This window comes from Catenibacterium sp. GCM10023432 (assembly GCF_042651925.1).
In the GTDB taxonomy this organism is placed as follows: domain Bacteria; phylum Bacillota_I; class Bacilli_A; order Erysipelotrichales; family Coprobacillaceae; genus Catenibacterium; species Catenibacterium mitsuoka.
In genome coordinates, this window is sequence record NZ_JBHSEB010000047.1 from 1 (window position 1) to 18,270 (window position 18,270).

The 18,270-nt window shown below is 34.2% G+C and carries 21 protein-coding genes and 1 pseudogene; 18 read left to right on the plus strand and 4 right to left on the minus strand.

The features are described 5' to 3' along the window. The first annotated feature begins 67 nt into the window (after positions 1 to 67). Positions 68 to 1,783: an ABC transporter ATP-binding protein gene (locus tag ACFOZZ_RS07125; protein WP_376814959.1), complete on the plus strand. Its 1,716-nt coding sequence runs from the start codon at positions 68 to 70 to the stop codon at positions 1,781 to 1,783. Further along, a complete protein-coding gene (locus tag ACFOZZ_RS07130; protein WP_376814960.1) occupies positions 1,773 to 3,512 on the plus strand; it encodes an ABC transporter ATP-binding protein in 1,740 nt (579 codons plus the stop codon). Before ACFOZZ_RS07125 ends, ACFOZZ_RS07130 begins: the two co-directional genes overlap by 11 nt. A gap of 33 nt (positions 3,513 to 3,545) precedes the next feature. On the opposite strand, the gene ACFOZZ_RS07135 is transcribed toward ACFOZZ_RS07130, so the two are convergent. Then, entirely contained in the window at positions 3,546 to 4,037 is a 492-nt protein-coding gene (locus tag ACFOZZ_RS07135; RefSeq protein WP_070101814.1) for a hypothetical protein, read from the minus strand. Between the two features lie 121 nt (positions 4,038 to 4,158). Here ACFOZZ_RS07135 and ACFOZZ_RS07140 point away from each other — a divergent pair, with 121 nt between their 5' ends. The 3 genes from ACFOZZ_RS07140 to ACFOZZ_RS07150 are packed head-to-tail and all read left to right on the plus strand — an operon-like array spanning position 4,159 to position 5,675. Next, on the plus strand, positions 4,159 to 4,875 hold the full coding sequence (locus tag ACFOZZ_RS07140) for an acyl-ACP thioesterase domain-containing protein (protein ID WP_376814961.1): 717 nt from the start codon (positions 4,159 to 4,161) through the stop codon (positions 4,873 to 4,875). After that, positions 4,872 to 5,444 carry a hypothetical protein gene (locus tag ACFOZZ_RS07145; protein ID WP_278780271.1) on the plus strand — a complete coding sequence of 191 codons (573 nt, stop codon included), beginning with the start codon at positions 4,872 to 4,874 and terminating at the stop codon, positions 5,442 to 5,444. The genes ACFOZZ_RS07140 and ACFOZZ_RS07145 overlap by 4 nt, the downstream gene beginning before the upstream one ends. A gap of 12 nt (positions 5,445 to 5,456) precedes the next feature. After that, positions 5,457 to 5,675, plus strand: a complete 219-nt coding sequence (locus ACFOZZ_RS07150; protein ID WP_320803362.1) for a DUF3791 domain-containing protein — start codon at positions 5,457 to 5,459, stop codon at positions 5,673 to 5,675. Between the two features lie 102 nt (positions 5,676 to 5,777). Here ACFOZZ_RS07150 and ACFOZZ_RS07155 read toward each other — a convergent pair whose 3' ends face one another. Further along, entirely contained in the window at positions 5,778 to 6,647 is an 870-nt protein-coding gene (locus tag ACFOZZ_RS07155; RefSeq protein ID WP_278779258.1) for an RluA family pseudouridine synthase, read from the minus strand. After that, the gene (locus tag ACFOZZ_RS07160; RefSeq protein WP_376814962.1) at positions 6,644 to 7,447 is read right to left on the minus strand and encodes a methyltransferase domain-containing protein; all 804 of its coding nucleotides are present in this window, start codon (positions 7,445 to 7,447) and stop codon (positions 6,644 to 6,646) included. The genes ACFOZZ_RS07155 and ACFOZZ_RS07160 overlap by 4 nt, the downstream gene beginning before the upstream one ends. A gap of 561 nt (positions 7,448 to 8,008) precedes the next feature. Between ACFOZZ_RS07160 and ACFOZZ_RS13310 the strand changes: the two are divergent. The 9 genes and pseudogenes from ACFOZZ_RS13310 to fba all read left to right on the plus strand — a co-directional run. After that, a pseudogene (locus ACFOZZ_RS13310) lies at positions 8,009 to 8,168 on the plus strand (IS607 family transposase); the annotation flags it as partial. After that, on the plus strand, positions 8,098 to 9,261 hold the full coding sequence (locus ACFOZZ_RS07165; RefSeq protein WP_376814963.1) for an RNA-guided endonuclease InsQ/TnpB family protein: 1,164 nt from the start codon (positions 8,098 to 8,100) through the stop codon (positions 9,259 to 9,261). The pseudogene ACFOZZ_RS13310 and the gene ACFOZZ_RS07165, both read left to right, overlap by 71 nt. 178 nt (positions 9,262 to 9,439) lie before the next feature. After that, positions 9,440 to 9,913 (plus strand): TetR-like C-terminal domain-containing protein, encoded by a 474-nt coding sequence (locus ACFOZZ_RS07170; protein WP_279147516.1) that lies wholly within the window; start codon positions 9,440 to 9,442, stop codon positions 9,911 to 9,913. Positions 9,914 to 10,006: 93 nt separating this feature from the next. Then, positions 10,007 to 10,978, plus strand: coding sequence for an aldo/keto reductase (locus ACFOZZ_RS07175; RefSeq protein WP_278779548.1), 972 nt, complete (start codon positions 10,007 to 10,009; stop codon positions 10,976 to 10,978). Between the two features lie 64 nt (positions 10,979 to 11,042). Then, the gene (locus ACFOZZ_RS07180) at positions 11,043 to 11,312 is read left to right on the plus strand and encodes a hypothetical protein (RefSeq protein WP_278861379.1); all 270 of its coding nucleotides are present in this window, start codon (positions 11,043 to 11,045) and stop codon (positions 11,310 to 11,312) included. 11 nt (positions 11,313 to 11,323) lie between these two features. Next, on the plus strand, positions 11,324 to 12,055 hold the full coding sequence (locus ACFOZZ_RS07185; protein WP_376814964.1) for a TrmH family RNA methyltransferase: 732 nt from the start codon (positions 11,324 to 11,326) through the stop codon (positions 12,053 to 12,055). Then, a complete protein-coding gene (locus ACFOZZ_RS07190) occupies positions 12,052 to 13,227 on the plus strand; it encodes a MalY/PatB family protein (protein WP_376814965.1) in 1,176 nt (391 codons plus the stop codon). The genes ACFOZZ_RS07185 and ACFOZZ_RS07190 overlap by 4 nt, the downstream gene beginning before the upstream one ends. Next, the gene (locus ACFOZZ_RS07195; protein ID WP_055234271.1) at positions 13,211 to 13,492 is read left to right on the plus strand and encodes a hypothetical protein; all 282 of its coding nucleotides are present in this window, start codon (positions 13,211 to 13,213) and stop codon (positions 13,490 to 13,492) included. Before ACFOZZ_RS07190 ends, ACFOZZ_RS07195 begins: the two co-directional genes overlap by 17 nt. An 85-nt stretch (positions 13,493 to 13,577) precedes the next feature. Next, entirely contained in the window at positions 13,578 to 14,450 is an 873-nt protein-coding gene (gene fba, locus ACFOZZ_RS07200) for a class II fructose-1,6-bisphosphate aldolase (RefSeq protein ID WP_006507099.1), read from the plus strand. Between the two features lie 86 nt (positions 14,451 to 14,536). Here the strand turns inward: fba and ACFOZZ_RS07205 are convergent, their stop codons facing one another. After that, positions 14,537 to 14,980: a hypothetical protein gene (locus tag ACFOZZ_RS07205; protein WP_376814966.1), complete on the minus strand. Its 444-nt coding sequence runs from the start codon at positions 14,978 to 14,980 to the stop codon at positions 14,537 to 14,539. A 303-nt stretch (positions 14,981 to 15,283) separates the two neighbouring features. On the opposite strand from ACFOZZ_RS07205, the gene ACFOZZ_RS07210 reads away from it, so the two are divergent. The 4 genes from ACFOZZ_RS07210 (at position 15,284) to ACFOZZ_RS07225 (ending at position 18,263) form a co-directional block, all read left to right on the plus strand. Further along, positions 15,284 to 15,715, plus strand: a complete 432-nt coding sequence (locus ACFOZZ_RS07210) for an RrF2 family transcriptional regulator (protein ID WP_055233970.1) — start codon at positions 15,284 to 15,286, stop codon at positions 15,713 to 15,715. A 136-nt stretch (positions 15,716 to 15,851) separates the two neighbouring features. Next, complete coding sequence (locus tag ACFOZZ_RS07215; protein ID WP_006507093.1) at positions 15,852 to 17,147, plus strand: O-acetylhomoserine aminocarboxypropyltransferase/cysteine synthase family protein; 1,296 nt, start codon at positions 15,852 to 15,854, stop codon at positions 17,145 to 17,147. A 21-nt stretch (positions 17,148 to 17,168) separates the two neighbouring features. Then, on the plus strand, positions 17,169 to 18,101 hold the full coding sequence (cysK, locus tag ACFOZZ_RS07220; protein WP_006507092.1) for a cysteine synthase A: 933 nt from the start codon (positions 17,169 to 17,171) through the stop codon (positions 18,099 to 18,101). Positions 18,102 to 18,122: 21 nt separating this feature from the next. Further along, complete coding sequence (locus tag ACFOZZ_RS07225) at positions 18,123 to 18,263, plus strand: hypothetical protein (protein WP_376814967.1); 141 nt, start codon at positions 18,123 to 18,125, stop codon at positions 18,261 to 18,263. The last annotated feature ends 7 nt before the right edge of the window (positions 18,264 to 18,270 follow it).

Here is an 18,270-nt window from a genome sequence, read left to right on the forward strand (position 1 = left end):
TGGTGGATTTGAGTTTGGTTATATATTTGTGTCCGCGCAACGAAGGTGCGGGGAAATGGAGGAAAATATGTATATAATGAAATATTTAAAGCCTTATAAATGGCAGGCCATTTCAGGTTTCATATTTAAACTTATAGAAGCATTTCTAGAATTATGTATACCAATGGCTGTAGCTCTTATTATTGATAATGGTGTTGTGGTACATAATACAAACTATATTACAAAGATGGCTTTTGTAATCTTTGGTTTATCTACAGTAGGATATGCAAGTTCACTTGTATGCCAGTATTTTGCATCACTTACATCACAGGGTGTAGGTACACTTATGCGTAAAGATATGTATCGTGCAATCAATCGTTATGATTATCAGGATCTTGATATTATTGGTACACCCTCTTTAATCACAAGAATCACCAATGATATCAATCAAATTCAGTTAGCAGTTGCCATGGTTATTCGTTTATGTTCAAGATCACCATTTTTAATTATTGGTTCTTTAGTCATGAGTTTTGTGATTAACTGGCAGGTAGCACTTATCTTTGTGATTGTCGCACCACTTATTGCGTTTAGTATCTATTTTGTGATGAGTCATACAGCTCCTATGTATTCTCATATCCAGCATATCCTAGATAACGTATCTCTCATCACAAGAGAGAATCTTTCAGGTGTCAGAGTCATTCGTGCTTTTAACCAGCAGGATAATGAACAAAAACGTTTTGAATCAACAACCACAAAACAAAAAGAAGAGCAGATCATTGCAGGTAACCTCAGTGCTGTATTAAATCCAGCTACTACAATCATTGTGAACTTTGGGATTATCGCAATCCTCTATATCTCAGGCTTTAAAATCAATGCAGGTAATATGACACAGGGAGAAGTCATCTCTCTTATTAATTATATGAACCAGATCCTACTTTCTATGTATGTTTTTGCGAATGTTATTGTGATCTTAAATAAAGCCAGTGCATCATACAAAAGATGTGTAGATGTATTAAGTCAGAAACAAGATATTGTTCAGGGAATCAATGAGGCTCCAAGTGACTATCAGAACCTTATTACTTATGATCATGTTTCATTCTCATACTATTCAGGTAATGCCTTAACTGATGTGTCATTCAATATCCTTCCAGGTCAGACAATCGGTGTCATTGGAGGTACAGGTTCAGGTAAAACAACACTTATTAACCTGATTCCTCGTTTTTATGATGTCACTGAAGGTGAAATCCGTATCAAAGATCTTCCTATTAAATCATACAAGTTTGAATACTTAAGAAATATGATTGGTATTGTGCCTCAGCAGGCCACACTCTTTGGAGGAACAATCAGAGAAAACATGCAATGGGGCAATCCTCATGCTACAGATGAAGAAATTTATGAAGCATTAGAACTCTCACAATCTAAAGAATTCATCGATAAGATGACAGAAGGCTTAGATACTTATATTGAACAGGGTGGTAAGAATGTGTCAGGTGGACAAAGACAAAGACTCACTATTGCCCGTGCATTAGTTAAAAAACCAGAAATACTTATTTTAGATGATAGCGCCAGTGCACTCGACTTTGCGACAGATGCAAAACTAAGAAAAGCTTTAAGTACACTTAATATGACAGTTATTATTGTCTCTCAAAGAGTGAGTGCTTTAATGCATGCAGATTCTATTGTGGTATTAAGCCATGGTGAAGTTGTAGGACAGGGTACTCATGACATGCTTATGAATACATGTGATGTCTATCAGGAAATTGTTATGTCACAGATGGAAGGAGGACAGAGTAATGAAGAATAAAAGTACTTTAAAGAGACTTATGGCATTCTGTCGTCCTTATCGTATCTATCTTGTAGGTGCATTATTATTTTCTACAATTAATATTATATTCACTCTTTTGACACCAATTCTTATTGGAAAAGCTATTGACCAGATGATTGGTTATCATCAGGTTTTCTTCCAGGGACTCAGTCAAAAGATATTCTATATTGCATTCTCTGTATTGATGACTGCATTATTCAACTATTTCTTAGTCAGAGCATCTAATAAGATGACTTATGAAATCACAAGAGACTTAAGAGCAGAACTCTTTAAACAATACCAGATCTTACCTCTTTCTTATATCGATTCTCATACACATGGTGATATGATGAGCCGTATGATTGCCGATATTGATCAGATTTCAGATGGTTTATTACAGGGCTTTACGAACCTTTTTGGTGGTATTGCGACAATCTTAGGCACAATTGGCTTTATGTTATATGTGAATGTCAAGCTGGCTTTGATTGTTGTTGTATTAACACCTCTTTCTCTCATTGTCGCAACACTTATTGCGAAATATACATTCAAGTTCTTCCAGGAACAATTATCTATTCGTGGAGAAATGAGTGGTTTTGTAGAAGAAATGGTAGGAAATCAGAAAGTCGTCAAAGCATTCCAACATGAATCAATCAATGAAGAGAAGTTTGATGAAATCAATAATCGTTTATTTAAGAGCGGTGTTAAATCACAGTTCCTAGGTGCACTTGCGAATCCTTCTACACGTTTTGTGAATGCGATTGTTTATGATACAGTATGTATCTATGGTGCCTTTAGTGTCATTGGTGGAGGTCTTACAGTAGGTGGTTTATCATCATTCTTGACTTATGCCAATCAGTACACAAAGCCATTTAATGATATTTCTAACGTATTTACTGAATTAGAAACAGCTTTAGCCTGTGCTGAGCGTGTCTTTAAGATTATTGATGAACCAGCTATTAAAAACCCAGAACATCCCGAGACTATTGATAATCCACAAGGTGTTATTGACTTAAACCATGTGAATTTCAGTTATACACCTGAAAGACCATTAATCACTGATTTTAATCTTCATGTCAATGCAGGTGAAACAATTGCGATTGTAGGACCTACAGGATGTGGTAAAACAACATTGATTAACTTATTAATGCGTTTCTATGATCCTCAAAGTGGCTCTATCTCTATTGATGGTATCAATACACAAACGATGGATCGTTCTTACTTAAGAAGTCTCTATGGTATGGTATTACAGGATACATGGTTATTTAAAGGTACTATTAGAGATAATATTGCGTATGGCTCAAATAATGCGACAGATGAAGAAATCATCGAGGCTGCCAAAAAAGCTCATGCTCATAAATTCATTATTCAGTTAAAAGGTGGCTATGATGCGATGCTCGCAGAAGAAGGAAGTAACTTATCACAAGGACAAAGACAGCTTTTATCTATCGCAAGAATCATGCTCGCAAATCCACCTATGTTGATTCTAGATGAAGCCACTTCATCTATAGATACACGTACAGAAAGACAGATTCAGGATGCCTTTGATACAATGATGATTGGTAGAACAACCTTTATTGTAGCCCATCGTCTTTCTACTATTCAAAAAGCAAATCAGATTATTGTGATGAATGACGGACATATCATTGAACAGGGTAAACATGAAGAACTATTAAAGAAGAATGGTTTCTATCATAACCTTTACTATAGTCAGTTTGAAAAACCTGAATAAATAAAAAAAGATTCCTCACGGAATCCTTTTTTATTAGCTTCTTCCTGTTACTGATTTTCTTAAAAGCTGTTTATCAACCCAGCGTGTAGAGAATCTAAAGTTCTTTTGTGCGAATACAAATGTGATTTCATTATTTGTATTGAAGTTGATTTTTTTCATCTTACGATAATCGATAAGAAGACGACCTACAAGCATATTTTTTCTACCAACTAATACAAGGTTCGCAATCTGCATTGAATAGATGATTGAATAAATAGCCCATACACTTAAAGCGTTTGAAATGTAGTTCATTTTGTGAGTATTGTATGTTGAAATCATAAAAGCGATACAACCAAATAATACTACAAAATAAAGTACTGTAAGACCAATATAAAAAGCCTTACCTGTAGGACTCATACAGAATTTTAATGAATGATCTCTTTTCCTAGATTTAATAATAGTTACAACTACATTCACAATCATATATGTAAAGTAGAGACCAACGAGTCCAACAAGAAATGTAAGTATAATTAAAACCTGATTCATTCTGTTCTCTCCTTTATTCTTCTTATAATTATACATTGAACTGTTCAATTTGGCTATACCCTATTTGTATGGACAAATGAAAAAGAAGAAGTATAATACATAAAAAAGGGGGAAAATGAAAATGTATACACTTCATTACACAATACAGAATGATCAATGTGACTATACAGGTCGTTTAAGAGATGAAAATATTTTTGTCTATTTCTCACGTCTAGCAGCTGTAGATGGTTCTTTATCAGGTTTCTATAAAGAATCCATGAAAGGGAAGTATGGTTATGTTGTTTCTAAACAATCACTCATATTAACTGAACCTATTTATGAAGATGATGAAATTACTCTTACTACAGATATTGGACATTATTCTAATGTGATTTTTCCTCGATTCTACTATATAGAAAAAGAAGGTAGACGTATTGGTGAATGTCGTTCTATCTGGACTCTTATTGACTTAAAGAGACGTCGTATTACATCTCCTAAGCGTGCAGGACTCACTCTTCCTGATAATCCTGATCTTGTAAAAGAAGAACCAGAAACACTCTTTACACAAGATGATAGACAATTAGTAAGTACATATACTGTACCTTATAGTGATATAGATACAAATAGACATTTAAACAATACCCATTATTTACGTATCGCTTCTAACTTGATTCCCGTAGAAGCCTATGAAAATCATTTCATGGATTCTATTTCTATTAACTATAAAAAAGAAATACTCGCTCATCAGACAATTGAACTCTATCTCACTCATAGTGTTGATACTTATATCATTGAAGGAGATGTAGAAGGAGAAAACTGCTTTATTTTGAAAATCCATATGAAGGAGTATATAAAATGAAAAAAGAACTTCCTATCATGATTTTTCATAAAGACAATCAAGACTACTATGGTGGAGACCAGGATTGGTTTCCTGATGAATGGGCAAGACGTGCAGGATGTGCAAGTGTCTGTGCTGCAGATATGGCTTGTTTCTATGAACATAAGCTAGATATCTCTTATCCGGATTTTCTAGAACTGATGACAAAGATGTTTAAACTCAATACTCCAGGTATTATGGGTTTTCCTTATTTCTATAAGTTTGCAAAGAACTTTAAGAAGTACATGAAACATATTGGTTTAGATGTTGAACCTGTTTATCAGAAGATTACTGAATCTCCTGAACAGGGTGTACATTTTGTGAAAACAGCTATTGATCAGGGGCATCCTATTGGTATGTTGATCTTAACTCATGAAGCACAAATATTAGAAGAAGAAACATGGCATTGGATGTGTATTACTGGTTATGAAGAAACAGCCTCTGATACATCTATTATCTTCTCATCATGTGGTGAACGTGTATGTGTGGGTGCTTCTACACTCTTTAATAAGAGTCATAAGAATATTGTGAAACTTGTGACGTTTGATTAAGGTGAATTCATAATGCGTAAGGAAACAGAGATAACTTTCATGCAGACGAGATTAATTCGACTTGCTTCAGAAGAGTGGCATTTACCTGTTGAACAGGTTATTCACATATTTAAAGAATATGATGTTCTTGGATATATTGAGATAGGTTATGGAATATTTGGTTGTGAAGGTGATGAAGCTGTTTTAGATGATATCACTGATTTCTTGAAAAGAAAGGGTGAGAAAATATGATGAAACTACAAAACTCTGGTGGAGTGGACCTTCATACATAGCTGAAATGTATATGCAGGAAATAAATAAGTCATAATTAAAAGGAGATGTTGCCATCTCCTTTTAAAATTCCATTGGACTATATAAATCAATCTCAAGATGAGTGATTGGTTCTTCAAACTTGATATAGGCTGCATGAAGTGCTAAACGTGGATAATCAGAGCCTTCATTATAAAGAGAATCACCTAGAATAGGATGACCAATAGAAGCCATATGAACACGGATCTGATGTTTTCTACCAGTCTCTAGACGACATCTTACAAGTGCATGATCTTCCTTATTCTCTAGACACTGGTAATAAGTCACAGCAGGAATACCCTTAGAATGAACACGCATCTTAGAAGGACTATGTCTATCCTTACCTAAGTTCTGTTCAATCTTATATTCCTTACCTTCTTTGATATGACCCTCTACATAAGCCAGATATTCTCTTTGTATCTCTTTAATTGACAATGCATGATCTAGATAAGCCTGTATTAAATGACACTTACAGAATACTACTAAACCGCTTGTATCATTATCTAAACGATGAATATAACGAACAGGAATATCATATCCCTGTGTCATATAATAAGCACTCACTCTATTAGATAAGCTGTCTGTCTTATGAGGATCATCTGGATAAACCGCAATCCCAATAGGCTTATTCACAACAAGAATCAGATCATCCTCATATACAATATCTATATCCTGAAAGTCAGGGGCATATGTTTCATCATCATGTTCATAAGCAAGAACATCTAATACATCATTTGTATGAAGTATAGGATTCATACTAAATACATGATTGATTTTATAGTCTTTATTCTGTTTTAATAAATGAATTGTTTTGCGTGATAAATGCAGATCTGCCCACAAATCAGATAAAGGACGATTTTCATATTCTTCATCAATAGTGATAAGAAGATGCTGTCCTTGTTTCTTTATTCTCATGGACGATATACAGTGACTTTGACATCAATAGTGACATCAAGTGCTTCTAATGTATCAAGAACATCACGCTTTTCTTTCTTGATATGATAATAATGTGGTGTCATCTTTAAAAGATTTAATGCATCTTCACGATTCTTAATAGAAATAGTCTTTTTGAAATCATGACTCTCTAATACATTAAATGGAAGACGGATATACTTATCAGACTTAGTCCTTACTTCATCATAAATCAAATGTTTAATTTCAATTAAATGATCTCTATTGGCAGTCACATGGATAATATAACCATCCTCTTTAATACATCTAGCAAGTTCTTCCTGATTCACTACAGTGAACATTGCGGTAATAACATCCATAGAATGATCAAGTACTGGAATATTCTTAGAATTACCTACAATCCAGTGAATAGACTTATCATACTGTGTAGCCATTCTTACAGCTAACTTAGAAATATCTAAACCACAATAAGTATTCTCATCACCAAGAATCTGTTTCATACGATATGTATAATAACCTTCACCACAACCTAGATCTAGGATATTTAAAGGACCTTCCTTCTTCTTGATTTCATTTACTACTTCAAAAAGAATAGGATCATAATAACCCTTATCAAGATAAGCTTTTCTCGCAATCAATGATTCTTTAGAATCACCTGGATTATTAGATGCCTTATCAGGATTTAAAAGTAGATTCATATACCCTTGACGGGCAATATCATAACAATGGTTATTAATGCATTTACATGTTTTACCTTCAATTTCTAAAGGTTCATGACATTTAGGACATGCAAGTATACTCATTTTTATTTACCTCGTTTCTATTACTTATTCGCAATGATATAATAGCATACTTTACTTGAAAGTTGTAAAATTAATATGAAAGAGAGGAATAACATGAACATAAAAAAAGCTTTTTCTAACAGTCTTCTTTCACTTCTCTATAAGAAGCCGCTTTCTAAAATCACCATAGGAGGGAACTATAAGTAACTGAATATATCGACCATTGTGTTTGATCGTGTTTAAATATACTCATACGAGGGAGTGTTAAAATGAACACATCAAATATCTAAAATTATAAACCAAAGGATTTTGCTGAACTTTTAGGCGTATCTGTTAAGATATTATACCGTTGAGATAGAGAAGAAACTTTAAAGGCAAACCGAACCCTAACTAATAAGTATTTACTAAATCAAGTTGCATTTTTAAGATAGTTTTGTAATGCAAAAGAATTATTTGAATAACCACAGACCACAGGTTAGTGAAAATTAAATTTTATTAACGCCGATTAAAAGGCGTTCTTGAAGCTGAACTTGATGCATGGATTTTCCATTTGTACTATAATTAGATTAGAAATCAGATGGAGAACTCATGCAGGATATTGTTTCAATACTTCATGTATTCTCCTGCAGGCTGTAAAGGGCTTCGTAAGTATAAAAAACTGATAGAAAGGGATGAGGAAATTGCTGAAGAGCTTCAAGACGGAAATAAATCCAACAGAGGAGCAGAAAGTCAAGATTCGTAAAACAATAGGTACTTGCAGATTTATCTATAACTTCTATCTTGCTCATAATAAGGAGCTTCATGAAAATGGGGAAAAGTTTATGAGCAGCAGCCAGTTTAGAGTATGGCTTAACAATGAATATCTTCCTAGCCATCCAGAATATTCCTGGATCAAGGAAGCTTATTCAAAATCGGTAACACAGGCAGTAAATGACGGACAGAATGCATTTAAAAGATTCTTTGATCACAAGAGTGCCTTTCCAAAATTTAAGAAGAAAGGCAGATCTGATGTGAAAATGTATTTTGTAAGGAATAATCCAAAAGATTGTTGTTGTGAAAGACACAGAATCAAGATTCCGTCACTTGGATGGGTACGCATCAAAGAGAAAGGATATATTCCAACTACAAAAGATGGATACGTAATTAAGAGCGGTCATGTCTCAATAAAAGGTGACAGATACTATGTTTCAGTTCTTATAGAAATCCCAGATAGAAGGACAGTCAATAATTCCAGTGAAGGAATTGGTATTGACCTTGGACTAAAGGATTTTGCGATTGTCTCTAATGGCAAGACTTATAAGAACATCAATAAATCTGCAAAATTAAAGAAGCTTGAAAAAAAGCTTATTCGAGAACAGAGAAGTCTTTCTCGAAAGTATGAAAATATAAAGAAAGGAGAGTCCACTCAAAAAAGAAATATACAGAAACAAAGGCTTAAGATACAGAAGCTTCATCATAGAATAGACAATATTCGTACTGATCATATCAATAAGATAATCGCAGAGATAGTGAAAACCAAGCCATCTTATATAACGATTGAAGATCTAAATGTATCAGGAATGATGAAGAACAGACATCTTTCAAAGGCAGTTGCTTCGCAGAAGTTTTATGAATTTAAAACAAAGCTTCTAGCTAAATGCAGGGAGAACGGAATTGAACTTCGAATAGTAGATAGATGGTTCCCATCATCTAAGACATGTCATTGCTGCAAAAATATCAAAAAAGATTTAAAGCTTTCAGATAGAGTTTTCAGATGTGACTGTGGTTATATCGAAGACAGAGATTTCAATGCTGCACTAAATCTGAGAGATGCTACAACTTACGAAGTTGCATAAACAAACGCAAGCGTAGGTATGTACCGAAGGCTATTTCGGGAATTTACGACTATGAAGTGTACATGAACTTGTGAGTAGATATGATTTCGGTCAATCGAAAGCATACACAATAAAATAGTAAGTAATGTTCGTGAGAACTTACATTATCTCTATGTGAGTATATTTAATCACATTTTGAGTGGCAGACTTACTAGAGGATACTGAACTCTCAAGACAGACATTCTATAATCATTTTCTAGATAAGAATGATCTTATTGCCTATGTTTATGATACAGTGATTGTGAATGAGTTTGATGAAGATATGTCTATTGACTTTAAATTATCACTCACTCAGGCATTAAACAGCTTAAAGAAATATGAAACATTCGTTGAACAAGCCTGTTTAATAGATGGACAGAATTCATTAAAGAAGCATATGCTTCACCATTGTATAGCGTTCGATTTAAAATGGCATGAATATTGTATAGGAGAACCATTATCAAAAGAACTTAAATTTGCGACACTCTACCATACCAATGCCTCTCATTGTATGGTCCTTCAATGGATTCTAGATGGTATGAAAGAGCCAATAGATGAACTTGTAGACAACATCAATCATATGCGTTACTTAGGTTTAAAGGATTTATTGAAAGATCATTCTCCATATAGATAATGACCGCTATTTGTCTACTTATGGATAGAAGTACCTTTTTGTCTTTCGCTATTTATTCTTATATATATTATGATAAGTCCAGGAGGAATAATTATGAAATATACACAGATTGGCTCATTAAAGGTTTCTAAGGTTTGTTTAGGATGTATGGGATTTGGAGATGCATCTCAAGGTATGCATTCCTGGACATTACCTTATGAAGACTCTAAAAAGATTATTTTCCATGCTTTAGAATCAGGCATCAACTTCTTTGATACAGCGATGGCTTATCAATCAGGCACAAGTGAAGAATACTTAGGACGTGCTATTAAAGAGTATGGACATCGTGAGGATGTTATTATTGCGACTAAGTATACCCCTAAGAGTGATGATTCTATTGATTCAAGAACATATTTAACTGAGTGTTTGAATAATAGTTTAAGAAGACTACAGACTGATTATATTGATCTCTATATTATGCATATGTGGGATTATCAAACACCTATTGAAGAAACATTAGAAATACTCAATGACTTCATTAAAGAAGGTAAAATCAAAGAAATAGGTATTTCCAACTGTTTTGCATATCAATTAGCAATGGCCAATACTATTGCGAAAGAAAGAGGCTTACAAGGCTTTGTAAGTGTTCAGGGGCACTATAATCTGATTTTTAGAGAAGAAGAAAGAGAAATGAAGCGTTATTGTGATGAACAAGGTATTGCGATGACACCATATAGTGCACTTGCATCAGGACGTCTAGCAAAACATCCTGGAGAAACATCACAAAGACTTGAAAAAGATACATTTGCGAGAGGTAAATATGATGCATCAAGTGATTTAGATTTAAAAATCATTCAACGTGTAGAAGAACTTGCATTAAAGCATCATGTTTCTATGAGTGAAGTATCATTATCCTGGTTGATGTCTAAAGTAGCATCACCCGTTGTAGGGGCGACTAAACTTAAACATGTTGATACAGCTGTACTTGCGACAGAACTTGAATTAAGCGAAGAAGAAAAACAATATCTAGAAGAACCATATCAGCCACATCCACTCGTAGGTGTCATGGCAACGAATACTAAATAGTCACATTATTTGTGACTATTTTTGTGTTCTATAGTATAATAAATAAGATGAAGGAGGAGTACTTATGGGACTATTTTCTAGAAAATCAAAGGTGGATTATGACCTTGTATTTAGAGAACAATATAAATCATTAAATCGTATTCATCAGCAGGCACGTGATGAATTAGATTACAAAGTAAAAGAATCATTAATGGAGGTTGTAGTAGAAAAATATCGTGAACTACTAGAACTCATTGATAAAGGGGCTAAACAAGATTATAAACACTTTGAAGCATTAAAAAAGAATGCGGAAGATGAATTACAGACTATTAAGAATATTAATGAAGATGCATAGAGGAGAAAAATATGAAGTTATATAAAAAAGGTGATGACTCCTCTTATACATTGGGTGTCTTTCCTACAATAGAATTATTAGAGCATAAACCAGATATTGTGAAAAGAGTGCTTGTACACTCTTCAATAGAAGAAAACAGAGGATATCCTAAAATCAAGGAATTATGTGCATTACATCATATTCCTATTGATGTGCATGATGCGACAATCAATAAGCTTTCACCAAAGTCTAATTGTTATGCAATCGGGGTATTTAAAACATTCTATGAACCTTTGCAGAAGGAAAATCATATTGTATTAGTGAATCCTATGGATATGGGTAATATGGGTACAATTATGCGTACAATGTTAGGGTTTGGTTATCAGGACTTAGCTATTATTCGTCCAGCAGTTGATATCTTTAATCCTCATGTTGTCCGTTCTTCTATGGGTGCATTATTCTCTTTACGTATTCATTATTATGAAAGCATTGATGAGTATCTTAAAGAGTTTGGTGATCATCAATGTTATCCATTTATGTTGAAGGGTGCTAAGAATATTCATCAGGTGAAACCTGTGACACCTCATTCACTGATTTTTGGAAATGAATCATCAGGACTCGATGATATTTATATGACATATGGACAAAGTGTCTTTATTCCTCATACGAATGCGATTGATTCACTTAACTTAGCACAGTCTGTCGGTATTGGTTTATTCCACTTCTCACAGGATGCGTTTAATAAACAGGAGGTGCTACGATGAAATATGATTTTGATACAGTCTATGATAGACATCATACAAACTGCGCAAAATATGATTCTGGTCATACAGATGATCCTGATATGATTCCTATGTGGGTTGCAGATATGGATTTTAAGACATTACCAGATATTCCAGAAGCACTCTCTAAACGTGTGTTAGATGGTATTTATGGTTATAGTACAATCCCAGAAGAATACTTAGAAAGTGTTGTAGGATGGATGGAACGTAGACATGATTTCCATGTTGAAAAAGACTGGATTGTCCCTACACCGGGTGTTGTCACTGTCTTTCATCTTGCAGTAGAAGCTTATACTAAAAAAGAGGAGAGTGTCTTGGTTCTTACACCAGTTTATTATCCATTCTATCGTGCTATTAAAAACAATGGTAGACGTATGGTAAGAATGCCTCTTGATCTAAAAGATAACCAATATACACTTGATTACAAAGCATTTGAAACTAAGATTATAGAAGAAAACGTCAAGATGATGATCTTCTGTAATCCACATAATCCAGTAGGTAAAGTGTGGACTAAAGAAGAACTAAAAACAATTGGAGATATCTGTAAAAAACATAACGTTTTTGTAGTATCGGATGAAATCCATATGGACTTTGTCTATGCGCCTCATAAGCATATCGCATTCTATGAAGTAGACCCTGAATATAAGAATTTTTCAATTATATTAACTGCAGCATCTAAGACATTCAACTTAGCTGCACTTCAGACTTCTGCAGCTATTATTGCGGATGAAAAGCTAAGAAACCAATTTAAGAAAGTGAAGATGAGTCATTCTATTTCTGATCCTACAATACTAGGATTTATTGCGACAACAGTCGCTTATACTAAGGGTGATGAATGGGTGGATCAACTTCTAGATTATATTAAAGGGAATATGGATTATCTTGATCACTTCCTTAAAACTGCATGTCCTGGTGTGTCTTTAATTGATCCACAAGGCTTATATCTTGCCTGGGTGGATATGAGAACACTTGGTATGAGTAATGAAGAACAAGAAGACTTCATGTTAAATAAAGCACATCTTTGGTTAGATGAAGGTTATGTGTTTGGTGAAGAAGGATCAGGTTTTGAAAGATTTAACTTAGCATGTCCTAGAAGTACTGTAGAAAAAGCTTGTTTACAGTTAAAGAAGGCATTGGATGAAAGATCTGCATAGTTTAAGACTTCAGGGATATATAGACGATCTTCCATTAGATTGTGCTTGTGAATATACGAATTTACAATTAAAGAAGTTTCTTCATACAGATATTGCCTATCAACAAACACTAGCAATACGCTTATTAAATAAGCGTATTGGCTATCAAAAAGACTATCAAAAGCAGTTGAAAGAGATGCTTGATGACAATCCTGCTTATTATACAAAGAAGGAAATAGAAGGCTTTTTAAGCCTCCTAAATGAAAAAGAAAATAAAGTAAAATAAAAACGTTTACATCTTTTAATTTTTCTAGTAATAGATAAGAAAAAAGAGTATTATGGAAGTATAAAAGAAAAGGAGAGATAATATTATGGGATTAGTTTCCGCAACAGAAATGTTAAAAAAGGCTAAAGCAGGCCATTATGGTGTTGGACAGTTCAACATCAATAACCTTGAATGGACAAAGTCTATTCTTTTAGAAGCACAGGAATTAAATGCACCAGTAATCTTAGGTGTATCTGAAGGTGCTGCAAAATATATGACAGGTTTCACAACTGTAGCTGCTATGGTTAAAGCAATGGTAGAATCTTTAAATATCACTGTACCAGTAGCATTACACTTAGACCACGGTTCATATGAAGGTGCTAAGGCAGCATTAGCAGCTGGATTCACTTCAATCATGTTCGATGGTTCTCATTATTCAATCGAAGAAAACATCGAAAAGACTAAGGAATTAGTTGAATTATGCCATGCTAAAGGTGTATCTATCGAAGCTGAAGTAGGTTCAATCGGTGGAGAAGAAGATGGTGTTATTGGTATGGGTGAAGTAGCAGATCCTAAAGAATGTAAGATGATTGCTGACTTAGGAGTTGACTTCTTAGCTGCTGGTATCGGTAATATCCATGGTGTATACCCTGCAAACTGGGCTGGTTTACAGTTCGAAGCATTAGATGCTATCCAGAAAGAAACTGGTATCTTACCATTAGTTCTTCATGGTGGTTCAGGAATTCCTGATGAACAGGTTAAGAAAGCAATTGGCTTAGGTGTATCTAAGATCAACGTTAACACTGAATGTCAGTTATACTTCCAGAAAGCTACTAGAAAGTACATTGAAGAAGGTAAAGATCAGCAGGGTAAAGGTTATGACCCTCGTAAATTACTTGCTCCAGGTGCTCAGGCTATCAGAGACTGCGTAAAAGACAGAATGGAAGTATTTGGTTGCATCGGTAAAGCTGCTGAATAATTCATTTAAGAGAGAAGCTGAGGCTTCTCTTTTTTTTACGTTCAAATAAAAAGATTCCTACCACAAATGTGGTAGGAATACCTATGTTAGTTCCAGTAATCTAATTGATCATAATCAGTATAATGTGTTGAGGATGCAAGTTTCTTATAGTTATCTTTATTCATTCTCGCATATTCTTTTATTTGAGATTGATCACTCTTATTTGATTTAGTCACAAGTACATCTGAATCACTAGATAATCTATAGAAACGATATGCATCATTCTTTATCACAACAGTATAAGAAGGTGAACCATAACGTGTTTTACTTTCATCATACTTCTGTATACCATCGGGTAAATGATCTATAAAATCAACATCTTTTAATTTGCTAGATATAGAAGCTGTTTTATAGAAAGAATAACCTTTCTTCTTTTCTCCATTTACAGTGATTTCTGATAAATAAGAACTAGAACTAGGTACTACAAATACTGCAATAACTGCAATGACTAAACAAACAACAATACTTACAATAATCTTTTTTGATTTCATAGAATCTCCTTGTATTTGAGTTTATATATTATAACATACAAAAATTAACGGGCTATTAGTAAAGTAACTCCAAATATGTTGCACTTGTGTATGTAATGTTTCTGGTTATATCTCATCCTTTCTTTGATTTGACATATAGCTTATACAGCTGTTGATCACTATTTAATGCATCCTTTTACATTAATCATTATACACCATATATAACAAGCAAGTATGAATTATCAGTCATGATGGATTTTTATTATTCTTGACTTACCCTATAACCCTCTAGTATACTAGGTATATGTAAAAGGAGGAATGCTTATGATGATATCAACTAAAGGACGTTATGCTTTACGTGTCATGATTGATTTAGCACAGCATGATCGTTCTAAGTATATACCATTAAAAGAAATAGCGGCAAGACAGAATATCTCTGAAAAGTATCTAGAAATTATTATTAAATCTTTATCTAAAGAACACTTTGTAGAAGGTTTAAGAGGTAAAGGTGGGGGATATCGTTTAACACATGCTCCAGAAGACTATAGTGTTGCTTCTATTCTTAAGATTACTGAAGGAACATTAGCTCCTGTGTCATGTTTAGCAGATGAATGTAATACATGTGAAAGAGCATCTTATTGTAATACATTACCTATGTGGACTGGTTTACATAAAGTGATTACAGACTATTTAGAAGGTGTTTCTTTAAGTGATTTAGTACCTGCTTCATCAAATGGTGATGATTATGTCATATAATCATAAATAAAATCAATTAAATTTAGAAAATACGAAATATTTACAAAAAATAATATAAATATAGTTGACTAGTAGGTTTATCACTGCTATAATCCTATTAACCTATCAAACAAATAGGGTTAAGGAGGAAACATACATGTCTAATAAAAACTATCATTTCGAAACACTTGCATTACACGTAGGACAGGAAGAAGCTGATCCAGTCACTGACGCTCGTGCAGTACCTATCTATCAGACTTCGTCTTACGTTTTTCATAACTCAGATCATGCAGCAGCTAGATTCGCATTACAGGATGCTGGTAATATCTATGGTCGTCTAACAAACCCAACTGAAGATGTATTTGAAAAAAGAATTGCGGCTTTAGAAGGTGGTGTAGCCGCCTTGGCAGTAGGTTCTGGTGCAGCTGCAGTGACATACGCAGTACAAAACTTAGTGGCTGCAGGTGACCATATCGTATCTGCAGAAAACATCTATGGTGGAACATTCAACCTATTCAAACATACATTTACTGATTATGGTATTACTACTACATTCGTAGATGCATTAAATCCACAGGCATTTGAAGATGCTATCCAGGAAAACACAAAACTTGTTTATATTGAAACTTTAGGTAACCCTAATTCAGATGTTGTAGACATCGAAGCAATCGCAAAGATTGCACATAAACATGGTTTACCATTAGTCATTGATAACACATTTGGTACACCTTATTTAATTAGACCAATTGAATATGGTGCTGATGTTGTTATTCATTCAGCAACTAAGTTCATTGGTGGTCATGGTACTACTATTGGTGGTGTCATCGTTGATGCAGGTAAGTTTGACTGGGCAGCACATGCAGATAAATTCCCACAGCTTGTTGAACCAAACCCATCTTATCATGGTGTAAGCTTTGCGAAAGATGTAGGAGCCGCTGCTTATATTACAAGAATTAGAGCTATTTTATTAAGAGACATGGGTGCAACTCTTTCACCAATTCATGCTTGGATCTTCTTACAGGGTCTAGAAACACTTTCATTACGTGTAGAAAGACAGGTAGAAAATACATTAAAGGTTGTAGAATACTTAAATAACCATCCACAGGTTGAATCTGTATCACATCCTTCAGTATCTACAGATCCATCTCAGCAGGCATTATATAAGAAGTATTTCCCTAATGGTGGTGGATCAATCTTTACATTCAACATCAAGGGTGATGCAAGAAAAGCAAAAGATTTCATTGATAACTTACAGTTATTCTCATTACTTGCAAATGTTGCAGATGTGAAATCTTTAGTTATTCATCCAGCTTCTACGACACATGCAGAAATGAATGAAGAAGAATTAAAACAGGTAGGTATCCAGCAGAATTCTATTCGATTATCTATTGGTACTGAACATATTGATGATATTATTGCAGACTTAGATCAGGCTTTTGCTGCAGTAAAATAACAAATTAGGAGGAGAATTAACATGAGTAAGGTATATACTAGTGCTGACCAGTTAATTGGCCATACACCACTATTAGAATTAACACATTTAGAAAAGAAATATAACTTAGAAGCAAAGGTCATCGCAAAGGTTGAATACTTCAATCCCGCAGGAAGTGTTAAAGATAGAATTGCGAAGAATATGCTTGATGAAGCAGAAAAAGCAGGAAAAATTAATAAAGATACTGTATTAATTGAACCTACTTCAGGTAATACAGGTATTGGTTTAGCTTCTGTTGCAGCTGCAAGAGGTTATCGTATTATTATTGTTATGCCAGAAACAATGTCTGTAGAAAGACGTACATTAATGAAAGCATATGGTGCTGAGCTTGTCTTAACAGATGGAAGCAAGGGTATGAAGGGTGCTATTGCGAAAGCAAATGAACTTGCAGAAGGAATTGAAAACAGCTATATTCCAGGACAGTTCGTTAACCCAGCTAACCCACAGGCACATTACTTAACAACAGGACCAGAAATCTTTGAAGATTTAGATGGTCAGGTCGATTACTTTGTAGCTGGTGTAGGTACTGGTGGTACAGTGACTGGTGTAGGACAGTACTTAAAAGATAAGAAACCAGACGTAAAAGTAGTTGCAGTAGAACCAGATTCATCTCCAGTATTATCTACTGGACAGGGTGGTGCACATAAGATCCAGGGTATCGGTGCAGGTTTTGTACCTGATGTCTTAGATACAAAGGTATATGATGAAATCATCCGTGTAACTAATGAAGATGCATTTGCGACTGGTAAAGAAGTAGGTCAGAATGAAGGTATCTTAGTAGGTATTTCTTCAGGTGCTGCTGTTTATGCTGCGATTGAACTTGCGAAAAGACCAGAAAATAAAGGAAAGACTATTGTAGCCTTACTCCCAGATACAGGTGATCGTTATCTTTCTACTCCTTTATTCCAGGATTAATATGAAAACCAAGGCATTTTAATGACTTATATCCAGAAGTCAATAGAAGAACTCTATGAAAAAATGCCTGTGCCTATCCCACAAGTTAAGTTAGTACAATGTAAATACAATAATGATTCTAACCTAATCGGTGCATTTGCAAACTATAAGAAAGTATACTAAAAGAGGC